The sequence below is a fragment of the Streptomyces sp. NBC_00414 genome, from assembly GCF_036038375.1.
Classification (GTDB): Bacteria; Actinomycetota; Actinomycetes; order Streptomycetales; family Streptomycetaceae; genus Streptomyces.
The window spans coordinates 1,086,412-1,106,020 of record NZ_CP107935.1 but is presented as its reverse complement, the minus strand read 5'-3'; the positions used below and the strand labels follow the sequence as shown (position 1 = coordinate 1,106,020).

General features: G+C 72.3%; 18 protein-coding genes and 1 pseudogene. 10 read left to right on the top strand and 9 right to left on the bottom strand.

Going from position 1 to position 19,609, the window contains the following annotated elements:
* The first annotated feature begins 45 nt into the window (after positions 1-45).
* Together OHS59_RS04840 and OHS59_RS04835 are read left to right on the top strand one after the other, a co-directional pair.
* A complete protein-coding gene (locus OHS59_RS04840; protein WP_328492143.1) occupies positions 46-1,485 on the top strand; it encodes an NAD-dependent succinate-semialdehyde dehydrogenase in 1,440 nt (479 codons plus the stop codon).
* A gap of 218 nt (positions 1,486-1,703) precedes the next feature.
* Positions 1,704-2,174 carry a DUF5990 family protein gene (locus tag OHS59_RS04835; RefSeq protein WP_328492142.1) on the top strand — a complete coding sequence of 157 codons (471 nt, stop codon included), beginning with the start codon at positions 1,704-1,706 and terminating at the stop codon, positions 2,172-2,174.
* Positions 2,175-2,190: 16 nt separating this feature from the next.
* Here OHS59_RS04835 and OHS59_RS04830 read toward each other — a convergent pair whose 3' ends face one another.
* The gene (locus OHS59_RS04830; protein ID WP_328492141.1) at positions 2,191-3,651 is read right to left on the bottom strand and encodes an FG-GAP repeat domain-containing protein; all 1,461 of its coding nucleotides are present in this window, start codon (positions 3,649-3,651) and stop codon (positions 2,191-2,193) included.
* 122 nt (positions 3,652-3,773) lie between these two features.
* A complete protein-coding gene (locus OHS59_RS04825) occupies positions 3,774-4,616 on the bottom strand; it encodes a class I SAM-dependent methyltransferase (protein ID WP_328492140.1) in 843 nt (280 codons plus the stop codon).
* A gap of 74 nt (positions 4,617-4,690) precedes the next feature.
* On the opposite strand from OHS59_RS04825, the gene OHS59_RS04820 reads away from it, so the two are divergent.
* Together OHS59_RS04820 and OHS59_RS04815 are read left to right on the top strand one after the other, a co-directional pair.
* Complete coding sequence (locus OHS59_RS04820; protein ID WP_328492139.1) at positions 4,691-5,134, top strand: helix-turn-helix domain-containing protein; 444 nt, start codon at positions 4,691-4,693, stop codon at positions 5,132-5,134.
* Positions 5,135-5,247: 113 nt separating this feature from the next.
* Positions 5,248-5,655 carry an STAS domain-containing protein gene (locus tag OHS59_RS04815; protein ID WP_328492138.1) on the top strand — a complete coding sequence of 136 codons (408 nt, stop codon included), beginning with the start codon at positions 5,248-5,250 and terminating at the stop codon, positions 5,653-5,655.
* 211 nt (positions 5,656-5,866) lie between these two features.
* Here the strand turns inward: OHS59_RS04815 and OHS59_RS04810 are convergent, their stop codons facing one another.
* Positions 5,867-7,477: a hypothetical protein gene (locus tag OHS59_RS04810; RefSeq protein WP_328499052.1), complete on the bottom strand. Its 1,611-nt coding sequence runs from the start codon at positions 7,475-7,477 to the stop codon at positions 5,867-5,869.
* 116 nt (positions 7,478-7,593) lie between these two features.
* Here OHS59_RS04810 and OHS59_RS04805 point away from each other — a divergent pair, with 116 nt between their 5' ends.
* Both OHS59_RS04805 and OHS59_RS44470 read left to right on the top strand, forming a co-directional pair.
* On the top strand, positions 7,594-8,844 hold the full coding sequence (locus OHS59_RS04805) for a molybdopterin-dependent oxidoreductase (RefSeq protein WP_328492137.1): 1,251 nt from the start codon (positions 7,594-7,596) through the stop codon (positions 8,842-8,844).
* Complete coding sequence (locus OHS59_RS44470; RefSeq protein WP_443061381.1) at positions 8,844-9,332, top strand: hypothetical protein; 489 nt, start codon at positions 8,844-8,846, stop codon at positions 9,330-9,332. Before OHS59_RS04805 ends, OHS59_RS44470 begins: the two co-directional genes overlap by 1 nt.
* A gap of 206 nt (positions 9,333-9,538) precedes the next feature.
* Here the strand turns inward: OHS59_RS44470 and OHS59_RS44465 are convergent.
* The 3 genes and pseudogenes from OHS59_RS44465 to OHS59_RS04790 form a co-directional block, all read right to left on the bottom strand.
* A pseudogene (locus OHS59_RS44465) lies at positions 9,539-10,018 on the bottom strand (class I SAM-dependent methyltransferase); the annotation flags it as partial.
* Between the two features lie 83 nt (positions 10,019-10,101).
* Positions 10,102-10,782 carry a TIGR04282 family arsenosugar biosynthesis glycosyltransferase gene (locus OHS59_RS04795; protein ID WP_328492135.1) on the bottom strand — a complete coding sequence of 227 codons (681 nt, stop codon included), beginning with the start codon at positions 10,780-10,782 and terminating at the stop codon, positions 10,102-10,104.
* Positions 10,779-11,507: a glycosyltransferase family 2 protein gene (locus tag OHS59_RS04790; RefSeq protein ID WP_328492134.1), complete on the bottom strand. Its 729-nt coding sequence runs from the start codon at positions 11,505-11,507 to the stop codon at positions 10,779-10,781. Before OHS59_RS04790 ends, OHS59_RS04795 begins: the two co-directional genes overlap by 4 nt.
* Before the next feature lie 103 nt (positions 11,508-11,610).
* Here OHS59_RS04790 and OHS59_RS04785 point away from each other — a divergent pair, with 103 nt between their 5' ends.
* Positions 11,611-12,468 (top strand): response regulator transcription factor, encoded by an 858-nt coding sequence (locus OHS59_RS04785; RefSeq protein ID WP_328492133.1) that lies wholly within the window; start codon positions 11,611-11,613, stop codon positions 12,466-12,468.
* Positions 12,461-13,573 carry a sensor histidine kinase gene (locus OHS59_RS04780; RefSeq protein ID WP_328492132.1) on the top strand — a complete coding sequence of 371 codons (1,113 nt, stop codon included), beginning with the start codon at positions 12,461-12,463 and terminating at the stop codon, positions 13,571-13,573. The genes OHS59_RS04785 and OHS59_RS04780 overlap by 8 nt, the downstream gene beginning before the upstream one ends.
* A gap of 86 nt (positions 13,574-13,659) precedes the next feature.
* Here OHS59_RS04780 and OHS59_RS04775 read toward each other — a convergent pair whose 3' ends face one another.
* From OHS59_RS04775 to OHS59_RS04765, 3 genes are all read right to left on the bottom strand, one after another.
* Positions 13,660-14,661, bottom strand: coding sequence for an NAD-dependent epimerase/dehydratase family protein (locus tag OHS59_RS04775; RefSeq protein WP_328492131.1), 1,002 nt, complete (start codon positions 14,659-14,661; stop codon positions 13,660-13,662).
* 114 nt (positions 14,662-14,775) lie between these two features.
* Positions 14,776-16,542, bottom strand: a complete 1,767-nt coding sequence (locus OHS59_RS04770; protein WP_328492130.1) for a hydroxysqualene dehydroxylase — start codon at positions 16,540-16,542, stop codon at positions 14,776-14,778.
* A 105-nt stretch (positions 16,543-16,647) separates the two neighbouring features.
* A complete protein-coding gene (locus tag OHS59_RS04765; RefSeq protein ID WP_328492129.1) occupies positions 16,648-17,739 on the bottom strand; it encodes a helix-turn-helix transcriptional regulator in 1,092 nt (363 codons plus the stop codon).
* Between the two features lie 103 nt (positions 17,740-17,842).
* On the opposite strand from OHS59_RS04765, the gene OHS59_RS04760 reads away from it, so the two are divergent.
* Complete coding sequence (locus tag OHS59_RS04760; protein WP_328499051.1) at positions 17,843-18,421, top strand: DinB family protein; 579 nt, start codon at positions 17,843-17,845, stop codon at positions 18,419-18,421.
* Positions 18,422-18,424: 3 nt separating this feature from the next.
* A complete protein-coding gene (locus OHS59_RS04755) occupies positions 18,425-19,537 on the top strand; it encodes a winged helix DNA-binding domain-containing protein (RefSeq protein WP_328492128.1) in 1,113 nt (370 codons plus the stop codon).
* Positions 19,538-19,609 lie beyond the last annotated feature (72 nt).

The following is a 19,609-nucleotide window of genomic DNA, read 5'->3' as shown; positions in this document are numbered from 1 at the left end:
GGTCGCCCGTCCGACCCCGCCGCCGACCGACCCAGGAGTGACACCATGACCGACACCCCGAACCGGTTGTTCATCGGAGGTGCCTGGGTGGACGCCGCGGACGGTGCCACCATGCCCGTCGACGACCCCGCGACCGGTGAGATCCTCTGCCATGTCGCCGACGCGGGTCTCAAGGAGGCCAGGCTCGCCGAGGACGCGGCCGTCCGGGCACAGGAGGCGTGGGCCCGTACGGCACCCCGGGCCCGCAGCGAGATCCTGCGCCGCGCGCACGAGATCGTCCTCGAACGGACCGACGAGCTCGCGCACCTGATGACGGCCGAGATGGGCAAGCCGCTCGCCGAGGCCCGGGGAGAGGTGGCGTACGCCGCCGAGTTCTTCCGGTGGTTCTCCGAGGAGGCCGTACGCGTCGACGGCGGCTACGGCACGCTGCCCGACGGGCGCAACCGCATGCTGCTCTCCCGCCGTCCGGTCGGCCCCTGCCTGCTGATCACCCCGTGGAACTTCCCGCTGGCCATGGGAGCCCGCAAGGTCGGACCGGCGATCGCGGCCGGCTGCACGATGGTGCTCAAGCCGGCGCCGCAGACACCGCTGTCCAGCCTCGCGCTGGCCGCGATCCTCAAGGAGGCCGGGCTGCCGGACGGCGTCCTGAACGTCGTCACCACCTCGCGCGCCGGCGAGGTCTGCGAACCGCTGCTGCGTGGCGGGCGGATCCGCAAACTGTCCTTCACCGGCTCCACGCAGGTCGGGCGGCTGCTGCTGGCGCAGTGCGCGGACGCTGTCGTCCGCACCTCGATGGAGCTGGGCGGCAACGCGCCCTTCGTCGTCTTCGACGACGCCGACCTCGACAAGGCCGTGGACGGCGCGATGACCGCGAAGATGCGCAACATGGGGGAGGCGTGCACCGCCGCCAACCGTTTCTTCGTGCACCGGTCGGTGGCCGAGGAGTTCGGGCAGCGGCTCGCCCGGCGGATGGGAGCGCTTGTGGTCGGCCCCGGCACGCGCGCCGGAGTCGACGTGGGCCCGCTGATCGACAGCGCGGGCCGGGCCAAGGTCGAGGACCTCGTCGCCGACGCGGTGGAACGCGGCGCCCGGGTGCTCGTCGGGGGCCGCACCCCTGCGGGCCCGGGGTGCTTCTACCCGCCGACCGTGCTCGCCGACGTCGACAGCGGCAGCCGTCTGATGGACACGGAGATCTTCGGCCCGGTCGCCGCCATCCTCACCTTCGACGACGAGGACGAGGTGGTCCGCCGGGCCAACGACACGCCCTGGGGGCTGGTCGGCTACGTCTTCACCGAGGGCCTGGACCGGGCCCTGCGGGTCAGTGAACGTCTGGAGGTGGGCATGGTCGGCCTCAACACCGGCCTGGTCTCGAACCCGGCGGCCCCCTTCGGCGGCGTCAAACAGTCCGGCCTGGGCCGCGAGGGCGGCCGAGTGGGCATCGACGAGTTCCTGGACTACCAGTACCTGGCCATCCCGATGAACTGACACCCACCACGTGAAGGGACGCCCTCGAACCGGCGTCCCCGAACCGGCGCCCCCGAGGGGGCGAGGGGAACTGCGCGCCCAGCCACGACGAGCCCGTACCGCCACACACACCTGAGCCCGCCCGTCCTGTTGCGGCCGCAGGCCCGGTGGCCCGCAGGCCCCATGGCCCGCACGCCCGGGGGCCATCATGCCGCCGTGGGCGGCGGCATGATGGCCCCATGCGCATCCGTATCGAAGCCGTCGACCTCCCCGGCCGTACCCACCCCGTCCCCATCAGCCGCAACGGCCCGGAAGAGCCCCGCGACATCTGTGTGGCCGTACAGCGCCGCAACCGGCCGGGGGAGCTGCTCGAACCCCACCCCGGGGACGCCAAGTCGGCGACCTGGACCCTGGAGTGCACCGCTACGGAGACGCCGACCGGCACCGATGTGCAGGGCCCCTACGTGCAGGACCGCCTGGGCCGGCGGTTCGTCTACCTGTCCTGGGGCACGGTCGACGAGGCAGGTGTCTTCTCGATGTTCCGCCGCGCCAAGCTCATGCTCGACATGGTCCCGGCGGAAGTACTCGCGGAGGCGGCCCGCGAGGGCGTTCTGGTGGCACGCCTCGGCCTGACCGACGCCCAGGGCGGCCCCCTGTGCGCCCGGATCGTACCCCCGCACGTCACCTGGACCGCCGAACGCGGCACGTAGCACCGGACGACAGGCCCTAGATGCCGGTCGTCGCGAAGGTCGCCTGATCGCGGGACGTGGTGCCTTCGGTGATCCACCAGTGCGTGGGGTGCAGGCCGTAGAGGCCGAACAACGTGCCGGACGCCCAGTTGAGGATCAGCTCGTCCTTGCCGTCGGCGTCGAAGTCGGCGGCGCCGGAGGGCCGGGCGTGCCGCCACTTCGCGGGCGTCTTCTCGCCGTCCGCCTTCGCGGGACCCCGGCGCAGCACGGGCGTGCGCCGCTCACCGTCGATGAGCGTGGCCCCCTCGTACGTGGCGACCAGCACGCCGTCACGGCCGTCACCGTCCGGATCGGCCGAGGCGAAGCCGCCGGGCCCGTAATAGGTGCTCAAGTCCTCTGGAATCTTGGGCAGTTGGTGCGCGACAGGGGCGCCGCCGCTGCCGGGGTACACCGCGAGGGAACCGGCCACCTCGGGCGCCTCGGTCTCGAAACCCGGTTCGTCGTTGCGGCTGCCGTCGTCCCCGATCGCCACGTCACGTCGGCTGTCGCCGTCGAAGTCACCGAACGCGTGGGCGTTGCCGGGGCGCAGCCGCTTTCCGCTCCCGGCGAGGGGCGTGCCCCTGCGGGCCTGGTAGAGGGTGTTGCCGGACTGCTCACCGTCGCTCAGATCGTGCAGCAGCAGGGAGGTGGCGCGGGGCTCGCCCGTCGGGTCGATGTCGTCCGCGAAGAGGTTGCCCTCCTTCCACGGCAGGCCGGTGTCGGTGCGTGCAGGTGCGCCGGCACGCGTGAAGGGGCCGTACAGCAGCACCAGGGACGAGTGGTTGTACGCGAGCGCCGCGAGGTCGTGGTGCCCGTCCCCGTCGAAGTCGCCGCGGACGACCGACTCCAGGCCCAGTTTCGACACGCTCTGCGGCAGCCGGACCGCGCTCGCACCGGTCTTGGCCTCGGGTCCGTCGGGGCCGCCCCAGGTCACGTACGGGGCGGTGCGCGTGGCGGAGATCCGCCCGTCGTCCACGGTCTCGCCGGCGACGGACGTGACGAAGTCCGGGAAGCCGTCGCCGTCCAGGTCGGCGGTGACGACCGACTCGGTGGAGACACTGTCAGGGCCGACCTGGCTCTCAGGGGACTTGGGAAGGCCCAGGTCACGGCGTCCGTGGACGGTGCGGGTCGACGGATCGAGACCCTTGGCCGATCCGTAGAAGACGGCGACTCGTTGGTCGCCGTCGGGATCGTTCGGGTCGTCGCCGACGGAGACGGGCACGACGAGGTCGCGGAACCCGTCCCCGTTGATGTCGTCGGGGTCCTTCGATCCCTTCCCGGACACCGGTCGCCGGCTCTCCGCCGGCGCACCGGGCACTCCGGATGCCGAGGTCCCGCCGGCCGCGCCGTCGGAGGACGACGGCTCCCGGCTCGGGGTGCCGCCGCATCCGCTGAGCGGTGCGAGCACGACACAGACGGCGCAGACGGCGAGAGCGGACAAGGCGCTGCGAGACTTCATGCGCTTCAGCCTCACACCCCTCACCGCCGTGATTCCACCGAGCGGGACGACTGTTGCCCAGTTGTGGATCGTCGTGGACCCATCTGTGGCGGTCGATACGGAACCCAGGTGGGAGCGACGGCCTACGCCCGTGCGCCGACCGTCCAGCAGGCCGCGGTGAAGCGGACCTCCGTACCTTGCGTGTACGGGTCGAACGCGGCGCGGACCGTCTCGACGATGTGCGCACGGGTCCGCTCGTCCGCCTCGCCGAGGACCAGGCCGAGCGGACCGAACCGGGTGAAGAAGTCGACCAGTTCGCTCTCGGGCAGGGTGCAGACGACGTCGAGCGGTTGGATGTCGACCCCGCTCCAGCCGCTCTCCTCCAGGATGCGGCGGACCCTGTCCCGATCCGCGAAGGCGAACTGTCCGGGCTCGTCGGGACGGCGGGCGGGCAGGTTCGGCACGAACGGTGCCGCGGCGCGTTCTGCCGTCGTCATGAACGGATTCTCCGCGGGGTCGCGCCATGTGATGACCCTGAGCCCGGCGTCGTCGCGCACGGCGGTCCGCAGATTGGTGAAGGCCTTGACCGAGTCGTTGAAGAACATGACACCGAAGCGCGAGATCACCATGTCGAAGATGCCGGGTTCGAAGGCGTGGTCCTGCGCGTCGGCGAGAACGAACGAAGCAGGGCTGCTCTCCTGCTCGGCGCGCGCCCGGGCGACCGTGACCATCGGTTCGGAGAGATCGATACCGACGCAGCGCCCCTGCGCGCCGAGCCGCCGTGCGACGGCCAGCGTGGTGCTGCCGGTACCGCAGCCGACGTCGAGCACCTGGCGCCCGCCCTCGGCGGCGACCGCTTCGAGGAGAAGGTCCTCGAAAGGCCTGTAGAGCTCGTCGAGCACGGTCCGGCCCTCGACCCAGGCGTTCCCGGAGGCCCCGTTCCAGCGGGCCGTCTGCTCGTCGTCGTTCCCGCGTGTGCTGTCCATGATCGTCTCCTGTGCTTGCCTCGTCCGGACGCGGATGACACCGTGCTGCTTCAAGTCGACTTGAGGTCAAGAGAATGACGGAACTGGACATTACCGAGGTGGCGCACCGCGCCGGCGTTCCCGCCTCGACCCTGCGGTTCTACGAGGAGAAGGGCCTGATCACGCCGACCGGCCGGCGGGGCCTGCGACGCCAGTACGACGCCGGCGTACTGGAGCGTCTGTCGCTGATCGCGCTGGGGCGCACCGCCGGGTTCTCGCTCGACGAGATCGCCCGCATGTTCGCGCCGGACGGACAACCGCGTGTCGACCGGCAGATGCTGGTCGCCCGCGCGGACGAGCTGGACAGGACGATCCGGGAACTCGGCGTCCTGCGGGACTCGCTGCGGCACGCCGCGGCCTGTCCCGCGCCGAGTCACGCGGAATGCCCCACCTTCCGCCGTCTCCTCGCCGCCGCGGCGGCCGGCGTCGGGACATCACGGCAGAGAACCCGACTCAAGAACACTCCACGGCGGTCGTGATCCACTTCGCGGAGAGTTTCGCCTCACGCCGTTGCCCACTCGAATGCGGGGCACACGCACGCGTACGGGTGTAGCGCCACAGGGCGCCCGTGGCGTCGGAACCGGGAGGTGTGATGTCCACGCAGACTCACCGCCTGACCATCACCGAGACGACGGACTGCGACCACTGCGCGGTCCTGCGGATCAGCGGCGAACTCGACCAGAGCTGTGAGGCCTACTTCCTGGGCACCCTCGCCGCCATCGTCGATGCCGGGCGGCGGCACCTGATACTCGATGTGACAGCTCTCGTCTTCTGCGATTCACGTGGGCTGAACTGCCTGCTCGCGATCAGATGGCTGCTGAAACGTCTGGACGGCAAGCTCATCCTGGCCGGAGCGGGCCGCAGGCTCTCGGAACTGCTCGTACAGACGGGCAGCACAGAGCTGTTGCCCGTTCGCCGTACGGTCGGACTGGCCCTGCTGGAGCTGCCCGCGGCCCACCGCCCCACCTGGCCGCCCGCTCCGGACCACGACGAGAAATGACCTGACACGGCCGCTCGTGGACGGCACCACGGTCACCTGGCCTCAGCCCGCTGCCGGACGCGCATACGCCGGGCCCGCCACTACGGGGGGAAGTGACGGGCCCGGCTGAGGTACAACCTGCCACACCCGCGCCTGAAAATGCGGTTCTTTGCCCGGCAGGCAAGGAAAAGATGCCGGCAGGCGAGGAAAAGAACGATCCGGGCCGTCGCGGTCACCATCCCGTGAGCAGCAGATGGTTGAGGAGCAGGGCGAGGACGGCCTGGGCGCAGAGCCAGGCCCGGGGGCGGCTGAGCAGCGCGCATGCGGGGAGCAGCCACATCGCGAAGGGCAGCCAGATGCGCTCCGTCTCGGCCTTGCTCATCCCGGACAGGTCGGCGGCGAGCAGAGCGAGCAGACCGCACAGCACGAGCAGGGCGAGCCGGGTCTCGGCGCCGGCCCTCGGGGTCTCTGCGCCCGCTCCCGGGATCTCTGGGCCCGTTCCGGGGATCCCGATGCTCGACCTCGGGTTCTCTGGGTCCCCTCCCGGGGTTTCTGGGTCCGTTCCAGGGATCTCGGGGCTCGTCCTCGGGTGCTCGGTGTCGGTGTTCGGGGGGTCGGCGTCGGTCGGCCGGCCCCCGTGCCCCGGCCTCCGGGTCTCGCGGCGAGGCAGAAGTCCGTGGCGTCCGCGGACCAGTGCGACGCAGGTCCGCCGGAGCCCGGCCGCCGTCGCGAGGCCCGTGATGAGGACCGTGCACGCGAGGTTCGCCCACACCCAGTAGCCGTAGGGCCGGATACCGCCCGCGCCGTCGTAGTAGCGATCGACCAGCAGGCGGTACGCCTCCCACCAGTCGAAGCCGGCGAGCGTGAACACCGCGGGGACGACAGCGACACCGGCGACGAGGAAGGCGAGGCGGTGGACGAGGCAGGGGAGCGCCCGGACACGGCTCCGTCCGAGGAACAGCACGCCCGCACCGATCACCGCGACGAGCGTCAGTCCGTACGAGAGGTAGCAGGTCAGGCCGAAGAGCAGGCCGGAGCCGAAAGCCGTGAGCCTGGTGCGGGAGCCCCTCGGTCCGGTGACGGCGAGTGCGAACAGCGCGACCGACCAGGCGGCGACCGCGGCGAAGTACGCGTCGGCCGACGTGCCCAGCCACACCGCGGCCGGCGCGAGCACCAGGAACGGTGCCGCGCGCCGCGCCAGTTCCTCGTCGGCGAGCCTGCGCACGGTCACCAGGACGGCGACGCAGGCGGTGGCGCCGGCCGTGATGCACCAGACCCCGGCCCAGCCGCCGCCGCTCAGCCCGATCCGGTCGAGGAGGACGAAGGTGAGGGAAGCGGCGGGCGGATGTCCGGCCACATGAGGGGGCCAGTGGTCGGGTGAGCCGAGCGGGATGTGCTGGGTGAAGTCCCGCAGAGCGGCCGGGATGTCGTGGAAGCGGTCGATGACCTGGAGGTACTCGTAGCGGGTGGTGAGCCGGACGGCCACGCCCCGGTGCCATCCGTCGATCAGGGCCAATGACCAGATCCAGGCCATGGCGGTGGCCCAGGAGGCGCCCAGCAGCGGTCGCCAGGGCAGGCGCGCCGCGAGGACGGGCCCGTACGCCACGACACCGAGTGCGACGGCCACCGCGGGTACGGTGCCCGGGCCTGTATGGGGTCCCCAACTCGCCCACAGGGGCGGCCAGTCGGCGAAGAGGGTGTGGTCGGTCTCCTCGATGTGGCGGCCGATCAGCACGGCGGCGAGGACGAGGAACACGGCGGCCGACGCTGCGGCCAGGTCGCGCAGAGCCGGCTTGCGTGGAACGAGGTCGCGCAGGTCGAGGTCGCGCAGAGGGGAGCGGATCACACGGGAACGCTAGGGCGGCAGAAGCCTTTCCGGGCCGCCGCGCCCGCGGACGTCAGCGTTTCGTCATGGTTCGCGGGCCCTTCCTGAGGCCCTTTCCTGCCTACGGTCGGGCCATGCGCGACCATGCCCCACGGCTTCCCACCTCTCCCGGTTTCTGGCGCAGTCCGCTGCGCGGTCCCCGGTTCACGTCGGTACTCGGCCTCGTCCTGCTCGTCGGCATCACCGTGCTGTTCGTGACGGGCCTTGCGTCGTACGCCGCCTACAACCCCGGCCTGTCACCGGTGAACGACAAGACCCCGGACAAGGGGATCCTCGGCTTCTACCTCTTCGCCTGGCCCACCGACCCGCACTGGCTGTACCGCCTCACCCAGGGTGTCCATGTCACCCTGGGCGTCACCCTGATCCCCGTGCTGCTGGCCAAGCTGTGGTCGGTGGTGCCGAAGCTGTTCGCGCTGCCGCCGGCCCGCTCGCTCGCCCACGCGCTGGAGCGGATCTCGTTGCTGCTGCTGGTCGGGGGCGCGCTGTTCGAGTTCGTGACCGGAGTGCTCAACGTCCAGCTCGACTACCTCTTCCCGGGGTCCTTCTATCCGCTGCACTTCTACGGCGCGTGGGTGTTCTTCGCCGCGTTCATCACCCACGCGGTGCTGAAGACGCCGACCGCCCTACGGAACCTGCGAAGCATGAGAGGCAGTCAGGAGACCCCGGAAAAAACGCACTTGGTGTCTCCGCGACCGGATGCCGCGACCGTCTCCCGGCGCGGGGCACTGTGGTTCGTCGGCGGTGGCTCCCTGCTGCTCTTCGCCACGACAGTGGGGCGGAGCTTCGACGGGCCGCTGCGGCGCACGGCCCTCCTCGCGCCGCACGGCGGAGCCGACCCGGGCAGCGGCCCGAACGGCTTCCAGATCAACAAGACGGCCGCCTACGCGGGCATCGCCGCGGTGGAGACGGACGAGGACGCGTGGCGGCTGGTCGTCACGGGGCGCACGGGCACGGTCCGGCTGAGCCGGGCCGAACTGCTCCACATGCCGCTGCACAGCGCGGCGTTGCCCATCGCCTGTGTCGAGGGCTGGTCGACGTCGGACCAGTGGTGGCGCGGCGTGCGGCTGCGTGACCTCGCGGCGCTCGTCGGCCACGACGACGGTCCGCCGGACGTCCTCGTCGAGTCCCTCCAGCGGCACGGCGCCTTCCGCCGTGCGGCTCTGCGCGCCAACCAGGTGGCGGACCCACGCTCCCTGCTCGCCCTGCAGGTCAACGGCGAGGACCTGAGCCCGGACCACGGCTACCCGGCACGGATCATCGTGCCCGCCGCGCCGGGCGTGCTCAACACCAAGTGGGTGGCCCGCATGACGTTCGGAGACCTGTGATGAGGAAGATCCTCGGAATCCCGGGAACCCCCGGGATTCCCGCCGGTGTCGGAAGCCCGCTGCAGCTCCTGCTGCTCGTCTGCTCGTTCGCGCTCGCGGGCTATGCCGGCGTGCGGCTGCTCGCCGACGACTGGCTCGGAGTGGCCCTGTGGTTCGTGGGGGCGGCTCTGCTGCACGATCTGGTGCTGCTGCCGTTGTACGCGGCGGCGGACCGCGGGGTCGTGCGTGTGTTCGGCGCGGCCGGCCACCGGGATCGGACGATGTACGTCCGTGTCCCGGCGGCACTGTCCGCGTTGCTCCTGCTGGTCTGGTTCCCGCTGATCAGCGGTCAGGTGGACCGGCGGTACCGGATGGCGACCGGTTCGCCGGCGGACGGCTTCCTGGGCCGCTGGCTGCTGATCACGGCTGTCCTCTTCGCCGGTTCGGCGCTCCTCCTGCTGCTGCGGCTGCGCAGGGCGACGAAGGACCGCCCGCCCGTCGTCCACTGATCGACGGCCGTCCAGCCTTCGCGAGTCGCGTACCGGACGAGGGCGCGTGTCCCGATACGGGCCCAGGGGAACGACGTGCCGAGGGTGCCGTGGGCGTCGGCGAGCGTGTCCGTGATCGCGTCCGTGATGTGGACATGGACGCGCTCGTCGACGTCCACCGGAACGGTCTCGGCGATCAGCAGCCCGTTCGGGACCAGCAGATCGGCCAGCCGGGCGAGGAGAGCGCGCGGGTCACCGCCGATGCCGACGTTCCCGTCGGCCAGGAGCGCGGTGTCCCACCGGCCCTCGGCGGGGACCGGCTCGAAGACGGATCGGCGCAGGGCGGGACCGCCGAGCCGCGCGGTCCGGCTGACGGCCGCCGCGCTGACGTCGATGCCGAGGACGCGCCGGCCCTGCCCGGCGAGTTCCGCGACGAGCCGGCCCGGCCCGCAGCCGATGTCCAGCACGGAGCCCTCGCACCGGCCCAGGATCTCCAGGTCCACCGCGTCGGCGCGGGCACACCAGCGCTCCACCTCCAACGGCAGCAGCCAGCCGTCGGCCCGGCGCAGGAAGAGGGGCCCGTGGCCGGTACGCAGCGCGCGGCTGTAGGGGTCGGCACCGGTCCACGCGCGATGGTCCTGCGGTGGGGCGGGCTCGCTCGCGGCGTGTTCACCCAGGGCGGGGTCACCCACGGCGGGCTCGGTCATGAGGGGTTCACGCATGGTGGGCTCGCTCATGAGGGGTTCACGCACGGTGGGCTCGCTCATGACGGGTTCGCTGACGGGTCGGTTCATCGGCCGGCGACCGCCGTGAGCGCGGTGAGGCGGGCGGCGAACCGGCCGTGGGGCGCGATCGCGGCGACCGCCCCGGCGTCGGCGGCCGTGTCGACGTCCCGCAGCCGCGGCAGGTCGCGTACGCGCAGCCCGGCGTCGACCAGCCGGGCGCGCTGCACGGCACCGGTGTCGGGCGCCGACATCGGCACTCCGCGCAGCAGCCGCGGGTCGGGCTCGGCCAGCCCCAGCGCCCAGAAACCGCCGTCCTCGGCAGGCCCGAAGACGGCGTCGCACCCGGTGAAGTCCACGGTGAGCAGGGCCGGCGTCACCTGAGGCGTGTCCATTCCGATGAGCAGCGCCGGTCCCTCGCACCCGGCGAAAGCCGCGGCCAGCCGCTCGTCGAGACCACCACCGCACTGCGGTACGACGTCGAAGCCGGGCGGCAGCCACGGACCCGGCACCCCTTCCAGGACGAGGACCCGGCGGGCGGCGGGGGTGGCGGCCACGGCGCGCAGGGTGTCGGCGAGCGCCGCCTCGGCGAGGTCGGCGGCCTCCGCCGGCGTGAACGGCGGGGTGAGCCGGGTCTTGACCCGCCCCGGCCGCGGCTCCTTGGCGATGACGAGCAGAGTGGGCGGTGTGGGCGGTGTGGGCGGTGTGAGCGGTGTGAGCCGTGTGGTCGGTGTGGTCGGCGTGGTCATCGGGGGATGCCTCCTTGCGCGGTGCCCCGCGTGGCCGGGGGAGCGGGTTCGGCGAGGACCTGGCTCATGTCCCGGACGGCCTGCCAGGTGCCGCGCCAGGTGCCGGTCACCTTGGAGGTGCCGGTGCGGGGCAGGTAGGGCACGTCGTGCTCGGCGATCCGCCAGCCCGCGTCGGCGGCGCGGACGACCATCTGGAGCGGATAGCCGCTGCGCCGGTCGGTGAGCCCGAGAGCCAGCAGCGGCTCGCGGCGGGCGGCCCGCAGCGGACCGAGGTCGCGCAGCCGGAGCCCGGTGCGGCGGCGCAGCAGCCGGGCGAGCGCGAGATTGCCGACCCGGGCGTGCACGGGCCAGGCGGACCGTCCTTCCGGGCGGCGTCTGCCCAGTACCAAGTCGGCCCCGCCGTCCAGCACTTGACGTACGAAGGGGATGAGGAGCGACGGGTCGAGCGAGGCGTCGCAGTCGCAGAAGCAGACGATGTCGGCGGTGGCGGCGGCGAGCCCCGCGTGGCAGGCGGCCCCGAATCCGCGGCGCGGCTCGTGGACGACGCTCGCGCCGAGCGCGCGGGCGACCTCGGCCGAGCCGTCGGTGGAGCCGTTGTCCACGACGAGGGCCCGCCACCCGGGCGGGATCCGGGCGAGGACCCAGGGCAGGGCCTCGGCCTCGTTCAGGCACGGGAGGACCACGTCGACAAGGGGAGAGGCGGGAGGGGTTGTCACGCCATTCACCCTACGAACGCGAAATGCGCATATCGGGCATCGGGTCCTTACGAAACAGGGACGTCGGGGTCCGGGGGCGGCACGGCCGACCGTGCGGTGCGACGCTTGGCGCATGCACCAGCCGCACGAAGCTTCACCGGGTCCCAGCGCCGCACCCCGCTCCGCCGGGGGCGCCCGGGTCCTGGTGGTCGACGACGACCCCACCGTCTCCGAGGTGGTCTCCGGATACCTCGACCGCGCCGGATACCGCGTCGAGCGGGCCGGCGACGGCCCCGACGCGCTCGCGCGTGCCGCCGCGCACTGGCCCGACCTCGTGGTCCTCGACCTGATGCTGCCCGGCATGGACGGCTTGGAGGTGTGCCGGCGGCTGCGCGGCCACGGACCGGTGCCCGTCATCATGCTCACCGCCCGCGGCGACGAGGACGACCGCATCATGGGCCTCGAAGTGGGCGCGGACGACTACGTGACCAAGCCGTTCAGCCCGCGCGAGCTGGTGCTGCGGGTGGAGTCGGTCCTGCGCCGCACCCGGCCCGCCGCCGCCGCGCGGCCACTGAGCGCGGCCGGTCTGACCGTGGACCCCGCCGCCCGCCGCGCCACCAAGCAGGGTGTCGAACTGGCCCTCACCCTGCGGGAGTTCGACCTGCTCGCCTTCCTCCTGCGGCACCCGGGCCGCGCGTTCGCCCGGGAGGATCTGATGCGCGAGGTGTGGGGCTGGGACTTCGGGGACCTGTCGACCGTGACCGTCCACGTCCGGCGGCTGCGCGGCAAGGTCGAGGACGATCCGGCACGGCCCCGGCTGATCCAGACCGTGTGGGGCGTCGGCTACCGCTTCGACCCCACGGGCTTCGACCCCGCAGGCTTCGACTCCACGGGCTCCGGCCCTTCAGGCTTCGATCCCACCGGCTTCGATCCCACCGGCGGCGACCGGACCGGCGGCGACGCCGATCAGGAAGGGATCGACCGTGCGTGACATGCTGCTGATCGCCCTGTGCGCCTTCGCCGGCGCCGCGGCGGCGGGCCTGGCCGGAGCCGCTGCGCTGCGCCTGATCCGGCGCCGCTCCCTCACCATCTCCATCGCCGTGGTGGCCGCCGTGGCGGTGACCGCGATGTTCGCCGGGACGCTCGCCGTGGCGCAGGCGATGTTCCTGTCCGCACACGATCTGAGCGTCGTCACCACGGTGGTCGCCATGGCGGCCGTCGTCTCCATGGCGACCGCGCTGCTGCTCGGCCGCTGGGTCGTCGCCCGGAGCCACGAGCTCGTCGTGGCCGCCCGGTCCTTCGGCGACGGCGGCGACTTCACCGCCCCCGACGCCCCGGCGACCGCCGAACTCGCCGCGGTCAGCCGTGAACTGGCGGCCACCAGCGCCAGACTCGCCGAGTCCCGGATGCGCGAGCGCGCCCTGGAGTCCTCCCGCCGCGAACTCGTCGCCTGGATCTCGCACGACCTGCGCACCCCGCTCGCCGGGCTGCGCGCGATGTCGGAGGCGCTGGAGGACGGCGTGGCCACCGACCCCCAGCGCTATCTGCGCCAGATCCGCACCGAGGTCGACCACCTCAACGACATGGTCGGCGACCTCTTCGAGCTCTCCCGCATACACGCCGGAACGCTCGTCCTGTCCCCGTCCCGCATGTCGCTGTACGACCTGGTCAGCGACGCCCTCGCCGGAGCGGACCCGCTCGCCCGCCAGCACGGCGTTCGCCTGGTGGGCGACCTGGTCGAGCCGGTGCCGGTCGAGGTGGACGGCAAGGAGATGAGCCGGGTCCTCGGCAACCTCCTGGTCAACGCGATCCGGCGCACCCCGGCCGACGGCACGGTCGCGGTGGCCGCCGCACGCTCGGCCGACGGTGTCGTCCTGTCCGTCACCGACGGCTGCGGCGGCATCCCCGAACAGGATCTGCCGCGCGTCTTCGACACGGGCTGGCGAGGCTCCGACGCGCGTACGCCCCCGGCCGGAGCCGGCCTTGGGCTCGCCATCGTCCAGGGCATCGTGGAGGCCCACCAGGGCCGCGCCACCGTACGCAACATCTCCGGCGGCTGCCGCTTCGAGGTGACCCTGCCCGCGGCCGGTGTCTGAGTGCGGGAACGCAACTCCCCGACCACAAAAGCTACTTGAGCAGCAGACTCAACTCACCGCGCGCGGACGTCACTTCGACGCCGAGCTCACACGTCTCGCAGACGCGCCACCGCGAACTCCCGCATGCCCTCCTCGAACCCGACCTCGGGCTTCCACCCCAACCCGGTCCGCAGCCGGGACGAGTCCGCGGTGATGTGCCGTACATCCCCCAGGCGGAACTCGCCGGTCACCACGGGGGCGGGCCCGCCGTGCGCGCCGGCCAGCGCCCGCGCCATCTCGCCGACGGTGTGCGGCTCCCCGCTCCCCACGTTGTACGCCGTCAGCGTGCCGTCGGCCGAATCCGCCTCCAGCGCCCTCACGTTGGCCGCCGCCACATCCCGTACGTGCACGAAGTCCCGTCGCTGACCGCCGTCCTCGAAGACCCGGGGAGCCTCACCGCGGGCGAGCGCCGAACGGAAGAAGGACGCCACACCGGCGTACGGGGTGTCGCGTGGCATCCCGGGCCCGTACACGTTGTGGTACCGCAACGACACCGCCGTACCGTCCGTCGACCGCGCCCACGCGGCGGCCAGGTGCTCCTGCGCGAGCTTGGTCGTCGCGTACACGTTGCGCGGGTCGGCCGGAGCGTCCTCGCCGACCAGATCGGGGGCCAGGTCCGCGTCGCAGGACGGGCACCTCGGCTCGAACCGCCCCGCCGTCAGATCGGCGGCCGACCGTGGCCCGGGCCGCACCACACCGTGCCGCGCACAGGAGTACCGGCCCTCCCCGTACACGACCATCGACCCGGCCAGCACGAGCCGCCGCACCCCCGCCTCGGCCATCGCGGCCAGCAGCACGGCGGTACCGAGGTCGTTGTGGGAGACGTACTCCGCCGCGTCCGCGACCCCTTTGCCCAGACCGACCATCGCCGCCTGGTGACAGACCGCGTCGACACCGGTGAGGGCCGACGACACCGCACCGCGGTCGCGGACGTCGCCGCCCGCCTCTCCTCGTACGTCGAGGACCACGGGCTCGTGACCGCCCGCCCGCAGCGCCTCGACGACATGGGACCCGATGAACCCGGCACCGCCGGTGACCAGTACACGCATGTGCCGAACCCTAGGTCCGCTCCCGCGCCCCGGAGAGGGGCACGCGCATCACGTCACCGGTCCGTAAGACCGAGGTCACCGAAGCCGTTCCATGTCGGCAGACCTCGGCCGGCGTCAGCCGACGTCGAAGAGGTTCGGCAGCCGGAGGAGGTGGCGGGTGCGGTCGTGGCGTTTGAGCAGCTCGAACTCGGGCGCCCGGTACAGCGGGGTGACGGTGCAGCGCTCGGCGGCCGAACCCACCCGGTCCAACAGGGCGTTGACGGCCTGCCGGGCGGAGGTGTTGGCACCTTCCATGGTGGCCAGGTCGATGGGAACGGCCACGTAGTCACCGGCCAGGAAGAGGTTGGGGATCTTCGTGGCCGACGTCGGGCGATGGTGGAAGGTCCCCGTGGGGTGGATGAGCAACTGTTCGTCGTTGACCGGGTTCGGGGTACCGAGGCCGTCGACGGCCGGATCGAGGAACCAGGAATGCAGCACCGAGTCCTTGAGGACCGTACGGCCGCTGTCGTTGAGCGACGCCTTCAACTGCGCCCACACCTCACGGGCGACCTCCGCGCGGGTGCACTGCTTGGCGGTCTTGCCGTACAGGATGCCCGGCCGGTCCCACTCGGAGACGTCCACCGAGAGACAGTCCGCGACCGTGCCGTCGCCGAAGTCGGCGGGGAAGTCATGGCCCGGCCAGTGCTGGGCCTGGGCGATGGCGGTCAGCGACCAGGGGGAGTCGATGAGGTCCAGGTGGCCGTGGACGATCGGCGTACGTTCGGTCAGATAGAACTGGATGCCGGTCATCCAGTCCGTCTCCAGCAGGTCGCACTCGGCGAGTTGGGGATCGGCGGCGCGCACGGCGGAGTTCCAGGTGCGGCGGGCGTGCTCGACCGGCATGGCGGAGATGTAGTGGTCGGCGGTGACGGTTCTGCGGACACCCGCCGCGTCCTCGACGACCGCCCCGGCGATCCGGCCCGCCGCCAGGGGCAGGTTCAGCACGGTCCAGCCGATCTCGAACTCGACCCCGAGCGACTTCAGATACGTCACCCAGGGGTTGATCCAGGCCTCGTTGGTGGGCGCGTCGAGGATCCGGTCCAGCGGTCCGTCCGCGCCCCGCCCGAGGAGGTTGAAGGCGAAGGCCTCCAGCACGGAGCCGACCGTACGGGTGCTGGCCTCCTCCGCCTTGGTGGCCACGATGTTGCGGGTGATGCCGACGGCGAGGATGCGCTGGTAGTCGTACGACATCCGCTCGGCGCGTACGAACTCCCACCACGGCGTCCGCTCCCAGTCCTGGTCGCGGCGTTCGTCGCAGCTGGTGAGGAAGACGAGGAAGCGGTTGGCGAAGTAGAGGGCCTCGTGGAGCGGGAGGTTGAAGGCGGTGTCCAGGACCGAGGCGAGGGCGCGGCGGATCTCGTCGGGGGTGAGTTCGGCCGGGGTGTTGCCGGGCCAGGGGAGGGGGATCCGGATGTCCTCGCGGCCGCCCGAGCGGGCGAACAGCATCTCCTTGGGGGCGACGAGGTTGTCGTGGACACCGCCCGGCTTGCCGGGGAAGGGGATGCGTCTCATCGTGTCGGGGAGGTTGTGGTAGATGCCCGGGATGAAGCGGAAACCGTGTTCCCCGGGCAGAGGGCCGCGCCCGCCCGTGCCGCTGTCCGGCACGTCCATGCTGCGGGCCTTGCCACCCAGCGCCCTGCGTTCGTAGACCGTGACCCGGAAGCCGCGTTCGGCCAGTTCGTGCGCGGCCGTGAGCCCGGCGACGCCCCCGCCGAGTACGGCGACGGTCTGCGGGGCGGCGCCGCTCTGCGCCGAGGCATGGTGGGGGACTCCGAGGACGGCACCACCACCGGCCGCGGCCGCGGTCGTACCCAGGAACGCTCTGCGAGTGGTCCCGCTCATCGCTGCCCCTCACCGCCGGTGATCATTGGCGCACGAGGATATGAGCGCCGCATCGATCCCGGAAGGCAGCCGACAGCACTCGGGGCACTTTGGCTTGATGCCGCATCAGTTCGGCGGCGGCACCGGCCCAACTCGGCTTGCTGCGACCGTGGTTGTGGTTGTGGTTGTGGGTGCGGTCGCGGTTGTGCTTGCGGTTGAGGCCGGGACGGCGGCGTCGGAGTAGCGGCGGGCCAACTGTGCGAAGGCGTCCCTGAGTTCGGCCGGGCCGACGACCTCGATGTCGGCGTCGAATCTGCCGATGCCGGCGGCCAGGCCGACCCAGGACCACGAGCCCAGGGTGAGCCGGCAACGCTCCGGTCCGAGTGCCTCGACGACTCCCTCCTGCGTGTACCGGGCGACGGCGGAGGCGGGCAGATCGAGGATCACCTCGCCGCGGCAGGGCCAGTCGCCGGAGCCGTCCGCACCCCGGAATCTGCCGGTCACGAAAGCGGCCACGTCGCCTCCGGGGAGTTCGCGCGGCGTGAAGCGGGGTCCCGTGGGGATGCGTGGCGTGATCCGGTCGGCGCGGAAGGTCCGCCAGTCCGCACGGTCCAGGTCCCAGGCGACGAGATACCAGCGCCCGCCCCAGGTGACGACGTGGTGGGGCTGGACCCTGCGCGGCGGTGCCGCGGCCGTGGAGGGGCTGCCGTCGCCGACCCCCGACGCGGACGCCTGGGCGTAGTCGAAGCGCAGCACCTCGCGGGCGTGCACGGCGGCGCTGAGCGTGATGAGCACGCTGCTGTCGACCTGTGGTTCCGGCCGGGACGAGGGCCGCTCGACGGGGGTGACCCGCAAGGTGTCGATCCGGTGCCGCAGCCGCGCGGGCATGACCTGCCGCACCGTGGTCAGCGCGCGCACCGCGGCCTCCCCGATGCCGGCACCGGAGGCCGTGACGACCTGGAGCGCGACCGCGAGGGCGACCGCCTGCTCGTCGTCGAACAGCAGCGGCGGCAGATCCGTACCGGCGTCGAGGCGGTATCCGCCGTCCGGCCCCTTGAAGGCCACGACGGGATAACCGAGCTCGCGCAGGCGGTCGACGTCGCGCCGTACGGTGCGCGGACTGATGTCCAACCGCTCGGCCAGCAGCGACCCCGGCCAGTCCCGGCGCGCCTGGAGCAACGAGAGCAGTGACAGCAGTCGCGCTGAAGTTTTCGGCATGACTCCATGGTGTCCCGAGTAGCGGACACGACCTGACCGCTACTCCTGCGACTGTCCACCTGTGCCCGACAACAACGGCAACGACACGAAGGACCTGATCTCCATGAGCGCCACGACCACTCCCCGCCCCGCTCTCGACGCGGAGCGGACCGATCTGCTCGCCGAGCTCGCGACGGCCCGGTCGGCCCTGATCACCACGACCCGCGACCTCGGTGACGAGCAGGCAGCCAAGAGCCCGACGGTCAGCGCGCTCTGTCTGGGCGGGCTGGTCAAGCATGTCGCGGCCATCGAGGAGAGCTGGCTGCGCTTCGTGACCGAGGGCCCGTCGGCGATGAGCTACGCCCTGCCGGACGGTGTCACCTGGGCCGACTTCGCGGCCGGTACCGCACGCGAGTTCCCGCAGTGGGCGATCGACCACCAGAACAACTTCCGGATGCTGCCCGGCGAGACGCTGGCGGGAATCCTCGAACGGTACGAGCAGGTCGCCGCCCGGACCGAGGAGGTCGTCGCCGGCCTGTCCGACCTGTCGGTGACGCATCCGCTGCCCGAGGCGCCCTGGAACGAGCCGGGGGCGGTGCACAGCGCCCGCCGCGTGCTGATGCACGTCATCGCCGAGACCGCCCAGCACGCCGGGCACGCGGACATCCTGCGCGAGTCGCTCGACGGCCAGAAGTCGACCTGAGCGGTGAGCACCACGACCGTTCTCGACACCCGGGCGCTCAACCGCGCGACGCTGGCCCGGCAGTTGCTGCTCGACCGCGCCGACGTTCCGGTCCTCGACGCCGTCGCGCACCTCGGCGGTCTGCAGGCACAGGAGCCGCAGGAGCCGTTCGCCGGGCTCTGGTCCAGGCTGCGCGCGTTCGGACCGGCGGCGCTCTCGGACCTGCTGACCGGGCGGCAGGTGGTGCGGACCCATCTCATGCGCCGCACGGTCCACCTCGTCACCGCCGACGACGCGCTGGCCTGGCGGGGCCGCCACACGGCCATGCTGTGTCAACGAGTGCTCGGGACCTACCGCCGCGAGCTGGCCGGGGTGGACCTCGACGAGCTCGCGGCGGCGGGCCGGGCCGTCATGGCCGACGGCGAGCCCCGCTCCATGACCGAACTGGCGCGGGCCCTCGGCGAACGCTGGCCGGACCCGGGGCCGAGGGCACTCGGCGAGATGCTGATCGCCGCACTCGTCCCGATGGCGCAGATCCCGCCGCGCGGACTCTGGCGTACGAGAGCGGGGGTACGCAATGTCATGCTCTCCGCCTGGCTGGGGCGCGAGGTCGATCCGCCGGACCGCGACGGCACCGATCCCGTGGGCCAGGCACTGGTCCGACGCTATCTGGCCGCGTTCGGCCCCGCCGCCTCGGCCGATCTGCGCGCCTGGTGCGGCCTCGCGGGCCTGCCCGCCGCTGTCACCGCCGTTCGCGGGGAACTGATCGCGTTCCGTGACGAGCGGGGCCGGGAGCTGCTGGACCTGCCGGGCGCGCCGCGCCCCGACCCCGGCACGCCCGCCCCGGTGCGGTTCCTGCCGGCGTTCGACAACGCGATCCTCGGCTACCACGACCGCGGCCGGATCATCGACGACGCGCACCGCGGTCTGTCGGTCGCCGGGGAGCGCGTGGTCCTGGTCGACGGCCGGGTCGCCGCGACCTGGACCGTGGGCAAGGACGACACCGTGACGGTCACCCCTTTGCACAGCCTCTCCCGAACCGACCGCACCGCCGTCGCCGACGAGGGCGAGGCACTGGCCGCGTTCCTCTCCGACGGCGACAGCGACCGCTTCCGGATCACGGCGGCCGCCCGCTGATCCGTCCGCTGAGCAGCCCGCTGAGCGAAAGAACCGACCCGACCGGTCCGGCCGACCCGACCGGTCCGGCCG

Bases quoted from the DNA above. Each gene is read 5' to 3' on its own strand.
- OHS59_RS04840 (WP_328492143.1), top strand. From the start codon at position 46: ATGACCGACACCCCGAACCGGTTGTTCATCGGAGGTGCCTGGGTGGAC.
- OHS59_RS04835 (WP_328492142.1), top strand. From the start codon at position 1,704: ATGCGCATCCGTATCGAAGCCGTCGACCTCCCCGGCCGTACCCACCCC.
- OHS59_RS04830 (WP_328492141.1), bottom strand. From the start codon at position 3,651: ATGAAGTCTCGCAGCGCCTTGTCCGCTCTCGCCGTCTGCGCCGTCTGT.
- OHS59_RS04825 (WP_328492140.1), bottom strand. From the start codon at position 4,616: ATGGACAGCACACGCGGGAACGACGACGAGCAGACGGCCCGCTGGAAC.
- OHS59_RS04820 (WP_328492139.1), top strand. From the start codon at position 4,691: ATGACGGAACTGGACATTACCGAGGTGGCGCACCGCGCCGGCGTTCCC.
- OHS59_RS04815 (WP_328492138.1), top strand. From the start codon at position 5,248: ATGTCCACGCAGACTCACCGCCTGACCATCACCGAGACGACGGACTGC.
- OHS59_RS04805 (WP_328492137.1), top strand. From the start codon at position 7,594: ATGCGCGACCATGCCCCACGGCTTCCCACCTCTCCCGGTTTCTGGCGC.
- OHS59_RS44470 (WP_443061381.1), top strand. From the start codon at position 8,844: ATGAGGAAGATCCTCGGAATCCCGGGAACCCCCGGGATTCCCGCCGGT.
- OHS59_RS04795 (WP_328492135.1), bottom strand. From the start codon at position 10,782: ATGACCACGCCGACCACACCGACCACACGGCTCACACCGCTCACACCG.
- OHS59_RS04785 (WP_328492133.1), top strand. From the start codon at position 11,611: ATGCACCAGCCGCACGAAGCTTCACCGGGTCCCAGCGCCGCACCCCGC.
- OHS59_RS04775 (WP_328492131.1), bottom strand. From the start codon at position 14,661: ATGCGTGTACTGGTCACCGGCGGTGCCGGGTTCATCGGGTCCCATGTC.
- OHS59_RS04770 (WP_328492130.1), bottom strand. From the start codon at position 16,542: ATGAGCGGGACCACTCGCAGAGCGTTCCTGGGTACGACCGCGGCCGCG.
- OHS59_RS04765 (WP_328492129.1), bottom strand. From the start codon at position 17,739: ATGCCGAAAACTTCAGCGCGACTGCTGTCACTGCTCTCGTTGCTCCAG.
- OHS59_RS04760 (WP_328499051.1), top strand. From the start codon at position 17,843: ATGAGCGCCACGACCACTCCCCGCCCCGCTCTCGACGCGGAGCGGACC.